Here is an 18,080-nt window from a genome sequence, read left to right on the forward strand (position 1 = left end):
ATGAGCACAGTAGCTTTTCATACACTGGGATGCAAAGTAAACTCGTACGACACAGAAGCGATCTGGCATCTGTTCCGCGAGAAAGGATATGCGCAAGTCGATTTTGATGATATGGCAGATGTTTATATCATCAACACTTGCACCGTTACGAACACGGGGGACAAGAAGTCGCGTCAGATGATTCGCCGCGCGATCCGCAAGAATCCGGAGGCGACCGTCGTGGTCACCGGCTGTTATGCACAGGTGGCTCCGGACGAAATTTTGGAGATTCCGGGCGTGGACCTCGTCATCGGGACGCAGGGCCGCGAACAGATCATTGAATATGTGGAGCAGGCGCAGTCGGAGAAGAACCCGTTTAAAGTGGTATCCTCCGTCCGCAAGCAGCGCCATTTTGAGGAGCTCGATGTGCCGTCGTTCCATGACCGCACCCGGGCATCGCTGAAGATTCAGGAAGGATGTAACAATTTCTGCACCTTCTGTATTATCCCGTATTCCCGTGGCTTCATTCGTTCCCGCGATCCGCAAAACGTGATCCGTCAGGCGAAGAAACTGGTCGAGGCAGGCTACTATGAGATCGTCCTGACCGGGATTCACACCGGCGGCTACGGCGACGATCTGGAGAACTACAACCTGGCCGACTTGCTGGTCGATCTGGAGCGCGAGGTGCCGGAGGTGCGCCGCATCCGCATTTCCTCGATCGAGGCGTCGGAGCTGGATGACAAGATGATCAGCGTGCTGACCGCTTCGAAAAAAGTGGTTCGTCACCTGCACATTCCGCTGCAGTCCGGCTCGAACCGCGTGCTGGATCGCATGAACCGCAAGTACACCGTCGAGCAGTTTGCCGAGCGGTTGCAAGCGGTGCGCGTGGCGTTGCCGGACTTGGCGATCACGTCTGACGTCATCGTTGGCTTCCCGGGCGAGACGGTGGAGGACTTCGAGAACACCTACCACTTCATCAAAGACCAGCATTTTGCCGACCTGCACGTATTCCCGTATTCGGCGCGCAACTTCACGCCGGCGGCGAAATACAAAGACCAGGTGCCGGAGCGCGAGAAAGAGGCGCGGGTGAACCGTTTGATTCAGCTCGCCAACTCGCTGCAGGTGCTGTACTCGGCGAAGTTCATCGGGCAGAACCTGGAAGTGATTCCGGAAGAGCGCGACGAAACGGGCAAGCTGATCGGCTACACCGACAACTACATCAAAGTCCAGTTCGACGGCGACGATGAGCTGCTCGGCGAGATCTGCACGATCCGCCTCGATGCGGCCGGCCCGGAATTATCCCAAGGCACGTTCGTCGAGCGCCTGACCTTCACGGAGAAAGACGATCCGGAAGTTCCGGCCTCCCCGTTTGCGGGCGCGCTGGAACTGGAGATGATCTGAAGGAATCAAAACAACCCCCAACGCGATGTTGGGGGTTGTTTTTGTCGGAGAAAACTCAATAGGACAGGGCGAACTTGGAAATGATATAATAACGGTCGAGTTTGCCAGAGGAGGAAAATCAATGAACGAGATCATTTCCCAAGCAAAAGCAGCGGTTGAAGCTGCGATTGGTTCTGTACATATTGAAGAAGGGTCGTACACGCCCGTTGCGGCGTCGGAAGCGACGATGATCATCGACCACACGCTGCTCAAGGCGGACGCAACGCCGGAAGCGATCGACAAGCTGTGTGAGGAAGCGCGCACGCACAACTTCTTTTCGGTCTGCGTCAACCCGGTCTTCGTCCCGCAGGCAGCAAAAAACCTTGCCGGAAGCAAGGTCAAAGTCTGCACCGTGATCGGCTTCCCGCTCGGTGCCAACACGACAGAGGTCAAAGCGTTTGAAGCGCATGACGCCGTGGAAAAAGGCGCTCATGAAGTCGACATGGTCATCTCCGTTGGTCTGCTTAAAGCGGGCGAACTGAAAGCGGTCTACGAAGACATCAAGGGAGTTGTCGACGCGGTAGGCGACCGCGCGTTGACCAAAGTGATCATCGAAACGTCCCTGCTCACCCCTCTGGAAAAAGCGATCGCCTCGCTGTTGACGGCTGCTGCCGGAGCTGATTTTGTCAAAACTTCGACCGGCTTCTCCACCGGCGGCGCGACCCCGGAAGACGTGTCGCTGATGCGAGCGGCAGTTGGCCCGAACGTTGGCGTCAAAGCTTCCGGCGGCGTGCGCTCGCTTGAAGATGCGGTCAAAGTGATGGAAGCGGGCGCGAACCGCCTCGGCTGCTCAGCCGGCGTGTCCATCGCGCAGGGTCAGACGGCAAAGTCCGACTATTAATCACGTTTCGTCACGTTTTTGCTGTCTTGTCGGGCATCATCCAGATCACCAGGTCGGCGTACCATTTCGTAAACGGCCACACGGCCAGCGACGAGATCACGTTGAACAGCAGGTGAACGGTCGCGACCTGCACGCCGATGTTGTCGGAGAACATCCGGCTCAAGTCGGCGAGCCCGGAGATGAACGGCAGGAACACCAGCACCCCCAGCACGTTTAAGATCACATGGGCGAGCGCCACGCGCTTGGCATTAAGCGGCTGGCCGATCGCGGCGAGCACCGAGGTGATGCAGGTGCCGATGTTGTTGCCGAGGATGATCGCTGTGGCGCCTTCCAGGCCGATCAGCCCTTGTCCGGCCAAAACGATGGTCAGCATCGTCGTCGCTGTCGAGGACGTGATGATCGCCGTCAGCACGCAGCCGGCGAGGACGCCAAGCAGCGGGTGGTGCGACGATTCGGCGAGGATGTCTTTGAACCACGGCATCTGGCTGAGCGGCTGCAAGGCGCGCTCGATCAGTTCCAGCGCCAGGAAGATCGCCGCAAAGCCCAGCACGGCAAGGCCAATGTACTTGTATTTGCCGCGCAGCACCAGCGACAGGATGACGCCAATGATCACCGACGGGATGATCAGCGCGTCGAGGTCGAAGGACAGCATCTGCGTGGTAAAGGTTGTCCCGATGTTGGTGCCGAGGATGACGCCAAGCGAATCGGCAAACGTCATCACGCCGGCGGAGACGAGGCCGATTGAGATGATGCTGACCCCGGCGCTGGAATGGATCAGCGCCGTCAGCGCGGTGCCGGTGATCAAGCCCCGCGTCGGGGTTTTGACGAAGCGGGAGATGATCTGCGGCAGCCGGTCGATCGCCATGCGCTCCATCCCGGTGCGCATGATCCACATCCCCGCCAAAAAGCCGGACATGCCGAGCACAAACAGCAAAATAGACTTCCAAATCATATGAATTCCCTCCAAGGCGCAGACGTTCTACATGATGCTTATGCAGACTCGTCCACAGACTTGTACGAACTTGGACGATTTAAAAGGAGATCTGTCACTATGGCCAGCGTTTATCTGAACAAAAAGCGCAAAAAGCGCTTAGAAGCAGGACACCCCTGGGTGTTCAAAGGCGAGATCGCCCGCATCGAAGGCGAGCCGAATCCGGGGGACATCGTCACCGTCCACGCCAACAACGGCATGTTTTTGGCGAAAGGGTACTTCAACCCGCGCTCGCAGATTCAAGTGCGCGTGATGACGTACAATCCGGAAGAGGAGATCAACGAGGCGTATTTTGTCCGCCGCATCCAGGAAGCGTACGACTATCGCCAGCGCATGCTTCACGACACGGGCGGCTGCCGTCTGGTCTACGGGGAAGCCGACTTTTTGCCGGGCTTGGTCGTCGATAAATTTGGCGACACGCTTGTCGTGCAAATCCTCTCGCTGGGCATGGAGGTCCGCAAGCAGGAGATCATCAGCGCCCTGCTGGCGGTCGTGAAGCCGAAAGCGATCTATGAGCGCAGCGATGTCGGGGTGCGCGAACTGGAAGGCCTGGAGCAGACGACAGGGCTGTTACACGGCGAGTTGGACGAGACGATCGTGATTCAGGAAAACGGCCTGAAGATGATCGTCGACGTGGTGGGCGGGCAGAAGACCGGCTACTTTTTCGACCAGCAGGAGAACCGCGCCGCGATCAAAGATTATGTGCAGACTGGCGTGGACGGCAAGCCCGGCGCATCGGTGCTGGAATGCTTCTCGCACACCGGGTCGTTTACGGTGCATGCGGCGGCGTTTGGCGCGAAGCAGATCACCTGCCTCGACATCTCCGAGCACGCGATCGACACGGCGATTCGCAACGTGGAGATCAACGGGATGGAGGACGACGCCGATTTTGAATTTGTTGTCGCCGATGCGTTTGAGCAGCTGCGCGAGTGGGAGAAGGAAGGCAGACAGTGGGACGCGGTCATCCTCGACCCGCCGGCGTTTGCCAAGTCCAAGCATGCGGTGGCCGGTGCGGTGCGCGGGTACAAGGAGATCAACCTGCGCGGGATGAAGCTGGTCAAAGAGCGCGGCTTTTTGATCACCGCTTCCTGCTCCTATCACATGCACCCGGAACTGTTCCTGGAAACGATCCAGGAAGCGGCGATCGATGCGAAAAAAATTCTGCGCCTCGTGGAATTCCGCACCGCCGGACGCGACCATCCGAAAATCCACGGCATGGATGAAAATAATTATTTGAAATTCGCCGTATTCGAAGTGCGAAGCCGAAAATAGTTTACTAAAACGTGGCGATGCACTATAATTGTAGGGCAACGAGCTTGCCCGTCAGTTGACATTGTTTTTGCGGCTATACTATAATGTTTTTTGACGGACTATTGTCTGCTCTCTTGTCTACCGGATGTTAGATCCGGTATGTAGTTGCTTGGCGGAGGGAGGGAAATCAAGGTGTCAGAAGTCAAGGTTCGTAAGAATGAATCTTTGGATAGCGCACTTCGTAGATTTAAGCGTGCGACCGCTAAGGACGGTATCCTCGCGGAAGTCAAGAAGCGCAAACATTACGAAAAGCCCAGCGTAGCCCGCAAGAAAAAATCCGAGGCTGCTCGCAAGAAGAAGAAATACTAAGGAGGCAGTTTTACCATGAGTCTAACCGAACGCCTTACCAATGAGATGAAACAAGCGATGAAGGATAAAGACAAAGTCCGCTTGTCGGTTATTCGCATGGTTCGGACGGCTATCAAGAACGCTGAGATCGATAGTAAGACGACGCTTTCAGACGATGATGTGATCGCCGTATTGAATCGCGAACTCAAACAACGTCGTGATTCCCTCCAAGCATTTGAATCTGCAGGCCGCCAGGATTTGATTGATGATGTTAACCAGGAGATTGCAGTCCTGATGGATTATCTTCCGGCGCAATTGTCCGAAGATGAGGTCCGTGCTATCGTCAAGGAAGTCATCGCGGAGACCGGCGCTGCTGGAAAGAAGGACATGGGTAAGCTCATGTCCGCGCTGATGCCCAAGGTGAAGGGGCGTGCCGATGGCAAGCTCGTGAACCAAGTGGTGCAAGCAGAACTCCAATAATGATTCGAACAAAAGCCATGTGCCCAATTGGGCATATGGCTTTTTGCTTTTTTCAGCAACTTTTTGCCATATGGTTCGTATAGAAAGGTGCACATTCTAAAAGGGAAGGAGGCGCAATAAAATGAAGCGGCTATTCCTGAGTCTCATCATCTGTTTGCTGACGCTGATGTCCTGGGCAGGACTATCCTCGCCTGCTGCACAGGCAGCGGAGGAAGGAAGCGTTTACGTCATACCGGTGGAAAATGAGATCGAGACCGGCCTGACCGCCTCGCTGCGCCGGGCATTCCAACTCGCGGAGGAAGAATCGGCACGGGCGATCGTGCTCGACATCGACACGCTGGGCGGCCGGGTCGACGCGGCGATGGAGATCGGGGAACTGATCCGCGGCTCGGACATTCCGGTGATCGCCTACGTGCAGAGCAAAGCGATCTCGGCCGGCTCCTACATCGCGCTGAACGCCCCGCAGCTGGCGATGGCGCCGGGAGCGACGATCGGCGCGGCCGAAGTCCGGCAAGGCGATGGCGAGCAGGCCGACCCGAAAGTGGTCGCGTTCTGGCGGGCGGAGATGATCGCCGCCGCCGAGCATACGGGGCGCGACACGAAGATCGTCTCCGGGATGGTCGACCGCAATGTCGAGATCCCGGGCGTGAAAGAGAAAGGCGAACTGATCTCGCTGTCGGCGGAGCAGGCGGTGCAGCACAAGCTGGCCGATGGAATTTTTCCTGACCTGAACGCAGCGCTGGCCCATTACGGGTACGAGGATGCACCGACGCACGTCTACCAGCCGACCTTGTCGGAGCGGATCGGACGTTTTGTCACCCAGCCGCTGGTGATCCCACTGTTGCTGGTGATCGGGCTGATGGGCTTGACGTGGGAGATCGTCGTGCCGGGCAAATTGTTCCCAGGCGTGATCGGCGCGGGCAGTCTGGCCTTGTATTTCTGGGGGCATATGGCGGCCGGATTTGCGGGCTGGGAGTCGGTGATCCTCTTTGTGGCCGGCGTGGTGCTGATGATCGCGGAGATCTTTGTCGCCGGATTTGGCATCGTCGGGGCGCTGGGTGTGATCGCGCTGGGCTCCGGGGTGGTGCTGGCGGCGCATGACACGTCCTACGGGCTGAAAGCGATGCTGTTTGCGATCATCCTGTCGGTGGTGCTGGGCGCGGTGCTCTTTAAATATTTTGGGCACCTCGGGATGTGGAAGAAGATCATCCTCACCGACCAGCAGGAAAAAGCGGACGGCTATGTGCCGGCGAAAAGCTACCGCCACATGATGTACCAGACCGGGCGCACGGTCACGCCGCTGCGGCCGTCCGGGACGGCGGTGTTCCACGGGCAGCGCTTTGACGTGGTCAGCGAAGGCAACTGGCTGCCGGTCGATACGGACGTCCAGATCGTGCTGATCGAAGGCACGCGCATCGTCGTGCGCCAAGTGGCCGGGGATGCGAACAAGGTGATCCCCGTCCAAGAAGACGAGGAGCAAGAGTAGAAGGAGGAGATTTTTGATGGATGCAACGCTTGTCGGGATGTTAGTCCTGATTGCGATCGGTGTCATCTTATTGGCTGTTATTTTTACATTTGTGCCTGTTATGCTGTATATTTCCGCGTGGGCGTCCGGCGTGCGCGTGTCGATCTTCACTTTGATCGGGATGCGTTTGCGTCGCGTGATTCCGTCGCGCATCGTCAACCCGCTGATCAAAGCGCATAAGGCGGGTCTGAACCTGACCACCAATCAGTTGGAAAGCCATTTTCTCGCCGGAGGGAACGTCGACCGCGTCGTCAATGCGCTGATCGCAGCGGAGCGCGCCGACATCAACCTGGCATTTGAACGGGCGGCGGCGATCGACCTCGCCGGGCGCGACGTGCTGGAAGCGGTGCAGATGTCGGTCAACCCGCGTGTCATCGAAACGCCGATCGTCGCAGCGGTCGCCAAAGACGGCATCGAAGTGAAAGTCCGCGCCCGCGTCACCGTGCGCGCCAACATTGAGCGACTCGTCGGCGGCGCCGGGGAAGAAACGATCCTCGCCCGCGTCGGCGAAGGCATCGTCACGACGATCGGTTCGGCCGAGTCGCACAAGCAAGTATTGGAGAACCCGGATAAGATCTCGCAGACCGTCTTGACCAAAGGGCTGGATGCAGGCACGGCATTTGAAATCCTCTCCATCGACATCGCCGACGTCGATGTCGGCAAAAACATCGGGGCGGAGCTGCAGACCGACCAGGCGGAAGCAGACAAGCGCATCGCCCAGGCGAAAGCGGAAGAGCGCCGTGCGATGGCGGTCGCCCGCGAGCAGGAGATGAAAGCGTACGTCGAAGAGATGCGCGCAAAAGTTGTGGAAGCCGAATCGGAAGTGCCGCGCGCGATGGCCGAAGCCCTGCGCACCGGCAAGCTCGGCGCGGTCGACTACCTGAACCTGCAGAACCTGATGGCCGACACGGAGATGCGCAGTTCCTTCTCCGGCCTGAACGGCGATGACAAATCAGGGGGCGGAGACCTCACCAAGAAGTAGGTGATACAGATGGAGTTTTTCCAATTTGGATGGGTCGTGATCGTTCTGGGCGGCGTCCTCTGGAACATCTTGAAACGGATCAAGCATGAAGCCGACCGCAGCGAATCCGCAAAGCCGAAGCCTAAGCCATGGCAGGATAGGCTGGAGGAATTGCTCAACGCAGTAACAGATCCGCAGCAAACGGCGGTTGCCGTTCCGGCGGAGTCGCCCCCGTCTGAGCACGTCTCTGCGCCCGCTCCTGCCCCGCGCATGAGCAGCGGCGCCAGAGGCCCGGCAGCGCCGTCTAAGCGCGCCGGGCAGCCTCCTGCGCCGTCTGCAGACACTGCGGGGCTCACGAGCCGCCAGAACCTCCGCAACGCCTTGATCTTGCGCGAGGTGCTCAGCGAGCCGCGTGCGAAACAACCATGGCGTCCGGGAGGGCGCAAATAAATCAGGAGAGACCTTCTTTTCTCAGGAAAAGGGGGTCTCTCCTTTTGTTTGTCTTCGTACTAGCAAGGGTGTTTCCAGCATATGTACATAGAAAAGGAGGGTGACCGCTGTGCGCACCAAGTGGCGTCAACGAGTACAAAAACTGGCCGCTGAAATGTTAGACGTGCCAAAAGACTCAGTCCTCGATCTGCCCCGCATCACCCTCATCGGTGGACTGCAACTGTATGTGGAGAATTATCGCGGTGTCAAAGAGTTTCGAGATGACTTGCTTCGCCTGGCGTTGTCCCAAGGCGAACTGTACGTGCATGGCAAGGAATTGACGATCAAAGCGATCTTTCCTGCCGAAGTAGTGATCGAAGGAAACATCTCTGGCATCCAATACAAAGAATAAGCCGTAACAGGAGGAACGCTCATGGTAGGAAGGTGGCTGCTTGATTTTTGGCGGGGCTACGTCGTCGTGACCTTGCGTGGCGAACGCATCCCGGAACTGCTCAATCGGGCGACAGAACAGGGCATTCTGTTTTGGGAGATCAAACAGGTGCGGGAACACGTCTACCGCTTGCGCATGCACCGGGAGGATGTCAGGGCGCTGCGCGGACTGCTCAGCAAGACGCGCACGCGCATTCATTTTGAACGCAAACTGGGGGTGCCTTTTCTGGCTTGGCGGGCGTGGCGGCGAAAATTTTTCGTCGCAGGCGCCCTGACCTTCCTCGCCGCGCTCTACACGCTGACCGCGTTCGTCTGGGAGGTGCAGGTGACCGGCGATCTGAAAGAGGTGCAGGAAGAGCGCATTTTGCAGGCGGCGTCGGAGATCGGGATTCACCCGGGCGTGATGATCGGCAAACTGCCCGACACCGACATTTTGCAGAATCAAATGTTGGACAAAGTCCCCGAGCTCGTCTGGACGGGGATCCAGATTCAAGGCACAAAAATCACGATCCAAGTCGTGGAAAAGATCCCCGGCGTGCAACCGCCGTCGACAGTGCCGCAAAACATCGTCGCCACCAAACAAGGGGTGGTCAAGCAGATTCAGGCCCATCGTGGCGTGGCGGCCGTCAAGCGCGAGACGTTCGTCAAACCGGGCCAGGTGCTGATCTCCGGCGCCTTGATCGACGGCAAGACCAACGTGCATGCCACCGGCGTCGTCAAAGCGGCCGTCTGGTACACGTCCAAGCTCACCGTACCGCTGAACACGACCCGCAAAGCGTTTACCGGAGAAGCGGTGAAAAAGCATTTCCTGACCTTCTGGGGCCATCCGGTGCAGATCTGGGGCTATGGCAAGGTCCCGTATGAGCAGACGGAGGAGATCTCCGAGGACAAGGCGCTGAAAATCGGTGACTTTGTCTTCCCGATTCAGCTCCGCCATTCGACCTATCATGAGGTCAGCGAAGAAAAAGTGACCTTAACTCAGGAGCAGGCTGAAAAAGAAGCGCTTCGGCTGGCAAGAATGGATCTTCAGGGCAAAATTGGAGAGGACGGGAAGTTCACCACACAAAAAGTTTTGCGGAGCACCATAAAAGATGGTAATTTAGAGGTAGAAGTCTTTAGCGAAGTACTGGAAAACATCGGCAAACCGCAAGGATACACGCCGGCACCTCCGCCGGCCGAACCGACAAAATAGAAGCTCTCATCAAAGGAGTGGAATCCTGGATTGGACAACCAACCGATCGTAAAAAAGCTGGCTTTGCAAGATAACCATGAGGCGACGCAACTGTTTGGCCCTCATGATGCCCATCTCAAGCAAATCGAAGGCGCGTTTGCCACCAAGATTCATGTGCGCGGCGTCGAGATCACGATGACCGGGGAGAAGGAAGAGATCGAAGTGCTGGAGAGCCTGTTCTCCGTCCTGCTCAAGCTGATCCGCAAGGGTCAAGTGATCAAAGAGCGCGACGTGGCTTATGCGATCAAGCTGGCGGGAACGGGTTCTGCCGAACAGCTCCTCGAGCTGTACAACGAAGAGATCGCCGTCACCTACAAAGGCAAATCGATCCGCATCAAAACGCTTGGCCAGCGCGACTACATCCACTCGATCAAGAAGCGCGACATCGTCTTTGGCATCGGGCCGGCCGGCACGGGGAAAACGTACCTCGCTGTCGTCATGGCGGTCACCGCGCTGAAGAAAGGCGAAGTGAAAAAGCTCGTCCTGACCCGTCCGGCGGTGGAAGCGGGCGAGAACCTCGGCTTCCTGCCGGGCGACTTGCAGGAGAAGGTCGATCCGTATCTCCGTCCGCTCTACGATGCATTGTACGACGTGCTGGGGCCGGAGAACACCGCCAAATACATGGAGCGCGGGATTATCGAAGTCGCGCCGCTCGCGTATATGCGGGGGCGGACGCTGGAGGATTCCTTCGTGATCATGGACGAAGCGCAGAACACCACGCCGGAGCAGATGAAAATGTTCTTGACGCGGCTTGGTTTTGGGTCGAAAATGGTCGTCACAGGGGACGTGACCCAAATCGACCTGCCGCGGGGCAAACTGTCCGGTTTGAACGAAGCAGTTCGCATCTTGAAAAAAGTCGAGGACATTTCGTTCATCTTCTTGACCGAGCAGGACGTTGTGCGCCATCACCTGGTGCAGAAGATCATCGCGGCTTACGACGTCGAGCAAGGTTGAGCGTTTGACCCGGCAAGGAAAAGGTAAGGAGAAGAAGCCATGATGAGGAGCAATCTGCTGAGGCATATTCGACAGATCACACTTAGTCCGGAAACCAAAAAAAGCCGCTCCTTGCGGGTGACGATCTATGTCGTTCTCTCGGTGCTCCTTTATTTTCTTTTTATCGGCAACGTGCTGCCGGAACGTTACGACTACCATGTCGGCTCGATTGCTGAAAAGCAGATCAAGGCGCCGACCGACGCCGTCGACAAGCGGGCGACCGAACTGGCCCGCGAAGAGGCGGCGGGCAAGATCACCCGTCAGTACAACCGGGACACCGCCGTGGAGCAGCGGGCGGTTGAGAACCTGAACAAATTTTTCGAAACGGTGGAGCGGGTGCAGGATGATCCCGCTTTTACCGAAGCGGACAAGCTGGAAGCGATCCGCAAAGCCAACCTGCAGGCGATGGTCAAGGAAGAGCAGTTGAAGAGCTTCCTAGCCGTCCCTGTTGACAGCTTGCCGGGCATGAACAAAGAAGCGGTGCGCATCGCGGAAAACATCTACTCTGAGGAGATCTATGAAGAGACGATGCCGGTGATCGACACCAAGCTCGATGCTCAGCTCGGCTATTCGGAACTCGGCCGGGATCAGCGGATGGTCGTCCGCGAGCTGGTCAAGACGGTGATCCGTCCAAACATGATCTACGACAAGGACGAGACGGAGAACAAGCGTCAGGAAGCGATGCAAAACGTTTCGCCGACGATGATCTACATGGGTGAGATCATCGTCAAAGAAGGGGAGCGCATTGACGAAGCGACGTACTCCAAACTGAAAGACCTCAAGCTGACCGATGAAGAGCCGAACTACCTGATGTATTTCGGGTTTGCCGGATTTATCGTGCTGTCGGTGCTGGTGCTCGCCTTCTATCTGGAGATGACCGGATCGAAAGTCGGCAAAAACAACCTGCTCCTGCTCTGCCTCGCGATCATCATCGTGCTGACCGCAGCCGGGATGAAGGTGCTGTCGCTCGGCGAGTCGCTCGGCTTTGCCACGATCGGCTATCTGACGCCGGTGGCGATGGGCACGATGCTGGTGACGATCTTGTTCGACACGCAGCTGGGCATTCTGCTCGCCTTCCTGTTTGCGATGTTCACCGGCGTGGCGTTCGATTCGAAGTTTCAGTTTGTGTTTGTGTCGTTTATCGCGGGGCTGGTCGGCACGTTTGCCGTATCCCGCGTCAAGCACCGCATGGTGATCATGCGCGCCGGGTTTATCATCGCCGGGATCAACCTGATCACGATCACGGTGATGCAGGCCTTGGGCTCGTCAGGCACGGAAGTGAGCCAATACTTGCAATCTCTGCTCTTTGGCATCATCTCCGGCGTCTTTACGGCGGTGGTTACGATCGGCGTGCTGCCGTTCCTGGAAAGCTCGTTTGGCATCCTGACGCCGATCTCGCTGCTCGAACTGTCCAACCCCAACCATCCGCTGCTCAAGAAGCTGCTGATGGAAGCGCCGGGCACCTACCACCACTCGCTGATCGTCGGCAACCTCGCCGAAGCGGCGGCCGAAGTGGTGGGAGCCGACCCGCTGCTCTGCCGGGTCGGGGCGTATTATCATGACGTGGGCAAGATGAAGCGTCCGTTGTTCTTCATCGAGAACCAGTTGTCCAAAGACAATCCGCATGACAAAGTCGCGCCAAGCTTGTCGCATCTGATCATCACCTCGCATGTGCGCGACGGGCTGGAGATGCAGGAGGAACACCGCCTGCCCAAGCCAATCCGCGACATCTGCGAGCAGCACCACGGCACGACGATCCTCTGGTACTTCTACAACAAAGCGCTGGAGCAGGACAAAAGCGGGTCGGTCAACGTTGACGACTTCCGCTATGACGGGCCGAAGCCGCAGTTCAAAGAAGCGGCGATCGTCATGCTCTGCGACGCGGTCGAAGCGGCCGTGCGCTCGATGAACCGCCCGACGCCCAACCGCATCGAGTCGGTGATTCACAAGATTTTCAAAGACCGCTTGAACGACGGGCAGCTCGACGAGTGTGACCTGACGCTGAAAGATCTCGACAAGATCGCCGATGCCTTTTTGCGCACGCTCAACGGCATCTATCACGCGCGGATTGAATATCCGGAACTGCCAAAGACAAACTAAACCCGTCAAGCCTATCTCTCAAGTCGCATGTTGAAGGAGTCACAGCTATGGAACCTGTCAATATCACAGTAGAAATCCTCGACGAGTACGGAGAACAGTTCGAATTTGCCGTCACCGAAGTCCTGAACAAAGCGATCGAGCATGCAGCGCGCCACGAAAACATCTCAACCGGCGAAGTGGTGATCTCGCTGGTCGACGACGAAGCGATTCATGAGCTCAACCGCACCTATCGCGGCAAAGACGCGCCGACCGACGTCTTGTCGTTTGCGATGATGGAGGAAGGCGCCGGCGAGCCGGAGATCTTCTTCGACCCGGAGGATGCAGCGGAGCTGGAGACGGAAGATATGCTCGGTGACATCATCATCTCCGTGCCGACCGCCAAGCGTCAGGCGGAGGAGTACGGGCACAGCTTGGAGCGCGAACTGGCGTTTCTGGCCGTGCATGGTTTCCTGCACTTGGTTGGCTACGACCACGGCACGGAAGAAGAGGAGAAAGAGATGTTCTCGCGTCAGGACACCATCATGGAGGCTGCGGGAATCACGCGGGGGTGAAGCCCGGGATGTTTAAAGGCAACAAGCTCCTCATGAGCTTTTCATACGCGATTGAAGGCATGACGCATGCCTTGACCACCCAGCGCAACATGCGGATTCATTTTGTGGTTGCGCTGGGTGCTATGATTTTGAGTCTGGTGCTTGATCTCAGCAAACTGGAGATCGTGCTGGTATTCTTTTCGATCATCGCGGTCGTAGCCGCCGAGTTGTTCAACACGGCGATCGAGGCGGTTGTCGACCTTGCGACCAGCGACTATCATCCGCTCGCCAAAATTGCCAAAGATGTGGCGGCAGCAGCCGTCCTGCTGACGGCAGTGCACGCGGTGATAGTCGGTTTTTTTGTCTTCTTTGACAAATTATTCCCGCTCAAGCTGCGCGACTTGGATGACACGGGGGAGATGGCGGTGTACGTCGCCTTCATTCCGCTGGGCATGCTGGTGCTGCTCTTGATCTCATGGCGGGCCTACACACGATCTAAAAAACAGGGGTGAGCCGAGATGGAACACTTGGAACTGGTAAAATTGGCGAAAGGCGCGCGGGAAAAAGCGTACGTCCCGTACTCCAAATTCCCGGTTGGAGCGGCGCTTTTGCTCGAAGACGGGGAGATCGTCACCGGATGCAACATCGAAAACGCGGCCTTCCCGCTCTGCTGCTGTGCCGAGCGAACTGCGATCTTTAAAGCGGTGTCAGAAGGGAAAGCTAAGATACAAAAGATTGCTGTGGTTGCAGATACGGACGGCCCGGTATCGCCATGCGGCTCATGCCGTCAAGTGATGGCCGAGTTTTGCACAGCCGACACGCCGGTCATCCTGTCGAACTTAAAAGATTCGCTGCGGGAAACGTCGGTCGGCGAACTGCTGCCATTTGCATTCCAAAAGGAGGATTTTGTGGAGTGACCAGTCAAGAGACCAAGCAAAAAACACGCTCCGGCTTTATTGCCATCGTCGGACGTCCGAATGTAGGGAAATCCACGCTGATGAACTACATGGTGGGCCAGAAGGTGGCGATTACCGCCGACAAGCCGCAAACGACACGCAACCGGATTCACGGGGTCGTCACGCATGAAAACAGCCAGATCATTTTCATGGACACCCCCGGCATACATAAACCGAAACACCGCTTGGGCGAGCACATGGTCAAGATCGCGGTGCAGACACTGCGCGAAGTGGAAGCGGTGCTGTTCTTAGTGGATGCCACGATGCCCAAAGGCGCAGGCGATGAATACATTATCGAGATCTTGAAAGATGTCAAAAAAGACACGCCGATCTATCTGGTGATCAACAAGATCGACCTGATTGAAGACAAGCAGAAGTTGCTTGAAATCATCACTTCCTACAAAGACGCGTTCCCGTTTACGGAGATCATCCCGATCTCGGCGGTGAAAGGCGACAACGTGGTGCGGATGCGCGACTTGATCCTCGACCTGCTGCCGGAAGGGCCGTTTTACTATCCGCCCGATCAGCTGACCGACCATCCGGAGCGCTTTATCGTCGCAGAGCTGATCCGCGAGAAAGTCCTGCACCTGACGCGCGAGGAAGTGCCGCACTCTGTGGCGGTGGAAGTCGAGCAGATGCAGTTGAAAGAAGACCGCAACATGCTGTACATCCATGCGGCGATCTACACGGAACGGGATTCGCAAAAGGCGATCATCATCGGCAAGCAAGGCTCCGTGCTGAAAAAAGTCGGGCAGATGGCCCGTCTGGACATTGAAAAACTGATGGGTTCGAAAGTGTACTTGGAGCTGTGGGTAAAAGTGAAAGCAGACTGGCGCAACCGCGAACACATGCTGCGCAACTTCGGATTTACAGAGGAGTAAGAGGTCATTCACACAATCATTTCTGACAGCATTTCCATAGTATAGGGTAAAGGTCGATTGCGAACTATAGAGTTACGATGTTTGGCAGAACCTCACTCTTGGAAGAAAGGATGAGCTGCATGAGAGATTTTTCGTGGCGATATTTCGAGAGTACAGGTGAGATTGATGCCTATCTTCTCTATAAAGCATGTCAGAACTTGAACCAGGACTGTGGTTGCGAAACAACCAATCAGAGCTTCGAACCGGAGATGGAGGCACGCACGGAATAGCGCTTGCTTGACCGAACGAAAGAGGCTGTCCGATGAAAAAAGTGGAAGCGATTGTGCTGCGCACAGTCGATTACGGGGAGAGCAACAAGATTCTGACACTGCTGTCCGATACGCAGGGGAAAATCGGGGCGATGGCGCGCGGGGCGAAGAAACCGCAGAGCCAGCTGAGCTCGGTTTCCCAACCGTTCGCATACGGCACGTATATGATTGCGATCGGTGAAGGACGCGGGATGGGCACCATTATACAAGCGGAGCTGAATGAGTCGTTTCGGGCGATTCGGGAGGATTTGTTCAAAGCAGCATATGCCTCCTACGTGGTAGAGCTGGCAGACCGCTTTGTGGAGGAGCGCGAACCCTCGCAAGGCGTATTTCTGTTAGTGCTGACCTTGCTATCTCATTTGGAGGACGGCAAGGACCCGGAGATCGTCGTGCGGCTTTGTGAGATGAAAATGCTGGATCTGGCCGGGATTCGACCGGAACTGTATCATTGTGCGCATTGTTTTCAGCCGGTGGAGCAAGCGCTGCGCTTCTCGATCATGCATGGCGGTCCGCTGTGCGGGAACTGCCATTCGTCAGACGAGCGGGCGATCTGGATCAAGCCGGTGACGTTGAAACTGCTCCGCACGTTTCAAGCGATGGATGTGCGGCGTTTAGGCGAAGTGAACGTAGGCGACGATGTGCGGCGGCAGCTCGGCAAGGTGCTGAAGCATTACATCGACGAGTACAGCGGTGTGACGTTCAAGTCTCGTGCGTTTTTGGAACAACTCCATAAATATGATCTTTAGTCGAAGCCGATGTGGAGGAGTGATCAGAATGACAGACCCGATGCTGGAGAAAGTGGACATTTTGCGCAAACGGTTTCAGATTTCCTACCGCGAGGCGTACGACCTGCTGGAGCAAAACGAAGGCAATGTCGTGCGGGCATGCATCGATCTGGAAAACCGCACGGCCGACACCGGCGTGGTTGGGCAGGTCGAAGAACGGATGCAGGTGATGGGCAAAGACCTGCTCCACAAGGTGCAGGACGCCGTCCGCACTGGACAAGCGTCGAGCATCCGCGTGATCCGCGACGGACAAACGGTGCTGACCATCCCGGCGGCGGTCGGCGTGGTCGGCGCGATGATCTTCCCGTATCTGACGGTGGCCGGTGCGGCTGCCGCAGTGGCGGCGCGCTATGAGATCGTCATCGACAAGCGGAAGAAGCAAGATGCCGACACGGGGCACCGTCCGGGCGTTGTGAATGTACATCATGAGTCGAGCGATTCGATTCCGGTCACGCCGTCGCTTTCCTCCGGGAAGATGGCGAGTCTGGAGCGCGTCGAGGCATAATCTTATCGGACATCAGCAAATCAGCAAAGGCAGTTGCCGCAGATCGAGTGCGGCGGCTGCCTTTTTTTTGTGCGTGTGTGGGTGTACCTTTCAGCAAACGGCCGATTTTCATATGAAAGTAGTACAACCAGAAAAAGGTGGTGAATTTGTGTGGGAAAAAGAAAGCTGCGACTCCGGCAGCCACTGACCCGGCATGATTTTGAAAATCTGTTTGATGTGATGCGGGATCAGAACAAGCATCTTGACCTGTGTGCCACCATCTCGGAGCTGTTAGAAAAGCACGCTCACGCCAAAAAGGGAGCAGATCGAGCGGAAGTTGTGGAAGAGATTCTGGAAGAGATCGTCGAAGAGTTGGCCGATGAATGGGAGGATTCGTACGAGGTGCAGGAAGAGGAGGAACCGGAGCAGCAGCAGTCTGGCATGGACATGCAGACCGGCCAGACTCCGTCCGGCCGCCGTCGGATGAAGTTCCAGCCCCGGCCCGGCCAAGAGTGCGGCTGCAGCGGTAACAACTGCCGTTGTGGACAGCAACAACCGTGCTCATCAACCTGCAACTGCGGAAGCAAGAACTGCAGATGCGGTCAGCAGAAGCCAAGTCATCAAACTTGCAGCTGCGGGAGCGGCAACTATGAATGCAAGTGTACCGAATCTCAATCCCACAACCAACGCGGCCATCTCGGCATGCAAGCACATTGCGGACCATTCCAAGCGCATCAACCATCTTTCTGCCAGGGTCACAACTTCGGCCATCCCTGCGAGCCGTTTTTGTTCCGTCCCAATCATCTGCTGGCCTCGCATCACTGCTGCATTCCGACCCACGTGCCGCATTATCATTGCGACCATCGCATCCAGCTGCGGCTGGGCGGTCTGACCGGCAACCTGAACTTCCACTTGTTCCGCGCCAAAGGCCGCCGCGTGAAGATCGAAGCTGACACCGGCTTCGCAACCGGAACGATCTGCGGCGTCGGCACCGACTACGTCGATCTGCTTCAAGAAGATAAAACGTTGGTCACCCTGCTCCACGAACACATCAAAAAAATCGAATGGCAGAACTGTGAAGAGGATGAAGACTAACAAAAAAGGCGAGGCACTCCGC

21 protein-coding genes are annotated in these 18,080 nt (G+C 56.9%); 20 read left to right on the plus strand and 1 reads right to left on the minus strand.

Annotation, left to right across the window (positions count from 1 at the left end):
* Complete coding sequence (gene mtaB, locus CBW65_RS14165) at window positions 1-1,380, plus strand: tRNA (N(6)-L-threonylcarbamoyladenosine(37)-C(2))-methylthiotransferase MtaB (RefSeq protein ID WP_087457384.1); 1,380 nt, start codon at window positions 1-3, stop codon at window positions 1,378-1,380.
* A gap of 226 nt (window positions 1,381-1,606) precedes the next feature.
* Window positions 1,607-2,260: a deoxyribose-phosphate aldolase gene (gene deoC / locus CBW65_RS14170; RefSeq protein WP_232463539.1), complete on the plus strand. Its 654-nt coding sequence runs from the start codon at window positions 1,607-1,609 to the stop codon at window positions 2,258-2,260.
* A gap of 10 nt (window positions 2,261-2,270) precedes the next feature.
* On the opposite strand, the gene CBW65_RS14175 is transcribed toward deoC, so the two are convergent.
* On the minus strand, window positions 2,271-3,212 hold the full coding sequence (locus CBW65_RS14175; protein WP_087457386.1) for a Na/Pi cotransporter family protein: 942 nt from the start codon (window positions 3,210-3,212) through the stop codon (window positions 2,271-2,273).
* Window positions 3,213-3,311: 99 nt separating this feature from the next.
* Between CBW65_RS14175 and CBW65_RS14180 the strand changes: the two genes are divergently transcribed.
* The 18 genes from CBW65_RS14180 to CBW65_RS14265 all read left to right on the plus strand — a co-directional run bounded on the left by CBW65_RS14180 (window position 3,312) and on the right by CBW65_RS14265 (window position 18,058).
* Entirely contained in the window at window positions 3,312-4,523 is a 1,212-nt protein-coding gene (locus tag CBW65_RS14180; protein ID WP_087457387.1) for a class I SAM-dependent rRNA methyltransferase, read from the plus strand.
* A gap of 171 nt (window positions 4,524-4,694) precedes the next feature.
* Complete coding sequence (gene rpsU, locus CBW65_RS14185; RefSeq protein ID WP_038086206.1) at window positions 4,695-4,871, plus strand: 30S ribosomal protein S21; 177 nt, start codon at window positions 4,695-4,697, stop codon at window positions 4,869-4,871.
* Window positions 4,872-4,886: 15 nt separating this feature from the next.
* Window positions 4,887-5,330: a GatB/YqeY domain-containing protein gene (locus CBW65_RS14190; RefSeq protein ID WP_087457388.1), complete on the plus strand. Its 444-nt coding sequence runs from the start codon at window positions 4,887-4,889 to the stop codon at window positions 5,328-5,330.
* 121 nt (window positions 5,331-5,451) lie between these two features.
* Window positions 5,452-6,816, plus strand: coding sequence for an NfeD family protein (locus CBW65_RS14195; RefSeq protein ID WP_087457389.1), 1,365 nt, complete (start codon window positions 5,452-5,454; stop codon window positions 6,814-6,816).
* A 16-nt stretch (window positions 6,817-6,832) separates the two neighbouring features.
* Complete coding sequence (gene floA / locus CBW65_RS14200; RefSeq protein WP_198299622.1) at window positions 6,833-7,837, plus strand: flotillin-like protein FloA; 1,005 nt, start codon at window positions 6,833-6,835, stop codon at window positions 7,835-7,837.
* Window positions 7,838-7,846: 9 nt separating this feature from the next.
* Complete coding sequence (locus CBW65_RS14205; protein ID WP_087457391.1) at window positions 7,847-8,266, plus strand: hypothetical protein; 420 nt, start codon at window positions 7,847-7,849, stop codon at window positions 8,264-8,266.
* 109 nt (window positions 8,267-8,375) lie between these two features.
* The gene (gene yqfC / locus CBW65_RS14210; protein WP_232463333.1) at window positions 8,376-8,657 is read left to right on the plus strand and encodes a sporulation protein YqfC; all 282 of its coding nucleotides are present in this window, start codon (window positions 8,376-8,378) and stop codon (window positions 8,655-8,657) included.
* Window positions 8,658-8,678: 21 nt separating this feature from the next.
* Complete coding sequence (yqfD, locus tag CBW65_RS14215; RefSeq protein ID WP_087457392.1) at window positions 8,679-9,887, plus strand: sporulation protein YqfD; 1,209 nt, start codon at window positions 8,679-8,681, stop codon at window positions 9,885-9,887.
* Window positions 9,888-9,917: 30 nt separating this feature from the next.
* Entirely contained in the window at window positions 9,918-10,880 is a 963-nt protein-coding gene (locus tag CBW65_RS14220; protein ID WP_087457393.1) for a PhoH family protein, read from the plus strand.
* 39 nt (window positions 10,881-10,919) lie between these two features.
* Window positions 10,920-13,019, plus strand: coding sequence for an HD family phosphohydrolase (locus tag CBW65_RS14225; protein WP_232463334.1), 2,100 nt, complete (start codon window positions 10,920-10,922; stop codon window positions 13,017-13,019).
* Between the two features lie 47 nt (window positions 13,020-13,066).
* Window positions 13,067-13,570: an rRNA maturation RNase YbeY gene (gene ybeY, locus CBW65_RS14230; protein WP_087457394.1), complete on the plus strand. Its 504-nt coding sequence runs from the start codon at window positions 13,067-13,069 to the stop codon at window positions 13,568-13,570.
* An 8-nt stretch (window positions 13,571-13,578) separates the two neighbouring features.
* Window positions 13,579-14,061 (plus strand): diacylglycerol kinase, encoded by a 483-nt coding sequence (locus CBW65_RS14235; protein ID WP_087457395.1) that lies wholly within the window; start codon window positions 13,579-13,581, stop codon window positions 14,059-14,061.
* 6 nt (window positions 14,062-14,067) lie between these two features.
* Entirely contained in the window at window positions 14,068-14,466 is a 399-nt protein-coding gene (locus tag CBW65_RS14240) for a cytidine deaminase (RefSeq protein ID WP_087457396.1), read from the plus strand.
* A complete protein-coding gene (gene era / locus CBW65_RS14245; protein WP_087457397.1) occupies window positions 14,463-15,386 on the plus strand; it encodes a GTPase Era in 924 nt (307 codons plus the stop codon). The genes CBW65_RS14240 and era overlap by 4 nt, the downstream gene beginning before the upstream one ends.
* A gap of 119 nt (window positions 15,387-15,505) precedes the next feature.
* Window positions 15,506-15,655 carry a YqzL family protein gene (locus CBW65_RS14250; protein ID WP_087457398.1) on the plus strand — a complete coding sequence of 50 codons (150 nt, stop codon included), beginning with the start codon at window positions 15,506-15,508 and terminating at the stop codon, window positions 15,653-15,655.
* A gap of 32 nt (window positions 15,656-15,687) precedes the next feature.
* Window positions 15,688-16,440, plus strand: a complete 753-nt coding sequence (gene recO, locus CBW65_RS14255) for a DNA repair protein RecO (protein WP_087457399.1) — start codon at window positions 15,688-15,690, stop codon at window positions 16,438-16,440.
* A 28-nt stretch (window positions 16,441-16,468) separates the two neighbouring features.
* A complete protein-coding gene (locus CBW65_RS14260; protein WP_157721950.1) occupies window positions 16,469-16,984 on the plus strand; it encodes a DUF4342 domain-containing protein in 516 nt (171 codons plus the stop codon).
* A 150-nt stretch (window positions 16,985-17,134) separates the two neighbouring features.
* Window positions 17,135-18,058: a hypothetical protein gene (locus CBW65_RS14265; protein ID WP_087457401.1), complete on the plus strand. Its 924-nt coding sequence runs from the start codon at window positions 17,135-17,137 to the stop codon at window positions 18,056-18,058.
* Window positions 18,059-18,080: the final 22 nt, after the last annotated feature.

The sequence above is a fragment of the Tumebacillus avium genome, from assembly GCF_002162355.1.
GTDB classification, from domain to species: domain Bacteria; phylum Bacillota; class Bacilli; order Tumebacillales; family Tumebacillaceae; genus Tumebacillus_A; species Tumebacillus_A avium.

Bases quoted from the DNA above. Each gene is read 5' to 3' on its own strand.
- mtaB (WP_087457384.1), top strand. From the start codon at position 1: ATGAGCACAGTAGCTTTTCATACACTGGGATGCAAAGTAAACTCGTAC.
- deoC (WP_232463539.1), top strand. From the start codon at position 1,607: ATGATCATCGACCACACGCTGCTCAAGGCGGACGCAACGCCGGAAGCG.
- CBW65_RS14175 (WP_087457386.1), bottom strand. From the start codon at position 3,212: ATGATTTGGAAGTCTATTTTGCTGTTTGTGCTCGGCATGTCCGGCTTT.
- CBW65_RS14180 (WP_087457387.1), top strand. From the start codon at position 3,312: ATGGCCAGCGTTTATCTGAACAAAAAGCGCAAAAAGCGCTTAGAAGCA.
- CBW65_RS14190 (WP_087457388.1), top strand. From the start codon at position 4,887: ATGAGTCTAACCGAACGCCTTACCAATGAGATGAAACAAGCGATGAAG.
- CBW65_RS14195 (WP_087457389.1), top strand. From the start codon at position 5,452: ATGAAGCGGCTATTCCTGAGTCTCATCATCTGTTTGCTGACGCTGATG.
- floA (WP_198299622.1), top strand. From the start codon at position 6,833: ATGGATGCAACGCTTGTCGGGATGTTAGTCCTGATTGCGATCGGTGTC.
- CBW65_RS14205 (WP_087457391.1), top strand. From the start codon at position 7,847: ATGGAGTTTTTCCAATTTGGATGGGTCGTGATCGTTCTGGGCGGCGTC.
- yqfD (WP_087457392.1), top strand. From the start codon at position 8,679: ATGGTAGGAAGGTGGCTGCTTGATTTTTGGCGGGGCTACGTCGTCGTG.
- CBW65_RS14225 (WP_232463334.1), top strand. From the start codon at position 10,920: ATGATGAGGAGCAATCTGCTGAGGCATATTCGACAGATCACACTTAGT.
- ybeY (WP_087457394.1), top strand. From the start codon at position 13,067: ATGGAACCTGTCAATATCACAGTAGAAATCCTCGACGAGTACGGAGAA.
- CBW65_RS14235 (WP_087457395.1), top strand. From the start codon at position 13,579: ATGTTTAAAGGCAACAAGCTCCTCATGAGCTTTTCATACGCGATTGAA.
- CBW65_RS14240 (WP_087457396.1), top strand. From the start codon at position 14,068: ATGGAACACTTGGAACTGGTAAAATTGGCGAAAGGCGCGCGGGAAAAA.
- CBW65_RS14250 (WP_087457398.1), top strand. From the start codon at position 15,506: ATGAGAGATTTTTCGTGGCGATATTTCGAGAGTACAGGTGAGATTGAT.
- recO (WP_087457399.1), top strand. From the start codon at position 15,688: ATGAAAAAAGTGGAAGCGATTGTGCTGCGCACAGTCGATTACGGGGAG.
- CBW65_RS14260 (WP_157721950.1), top strand. From the start codon at position 16,469: ATGACAGACCCGATGCTGGAGAAAGTGGACATTTTGCGCAAACGGTTT.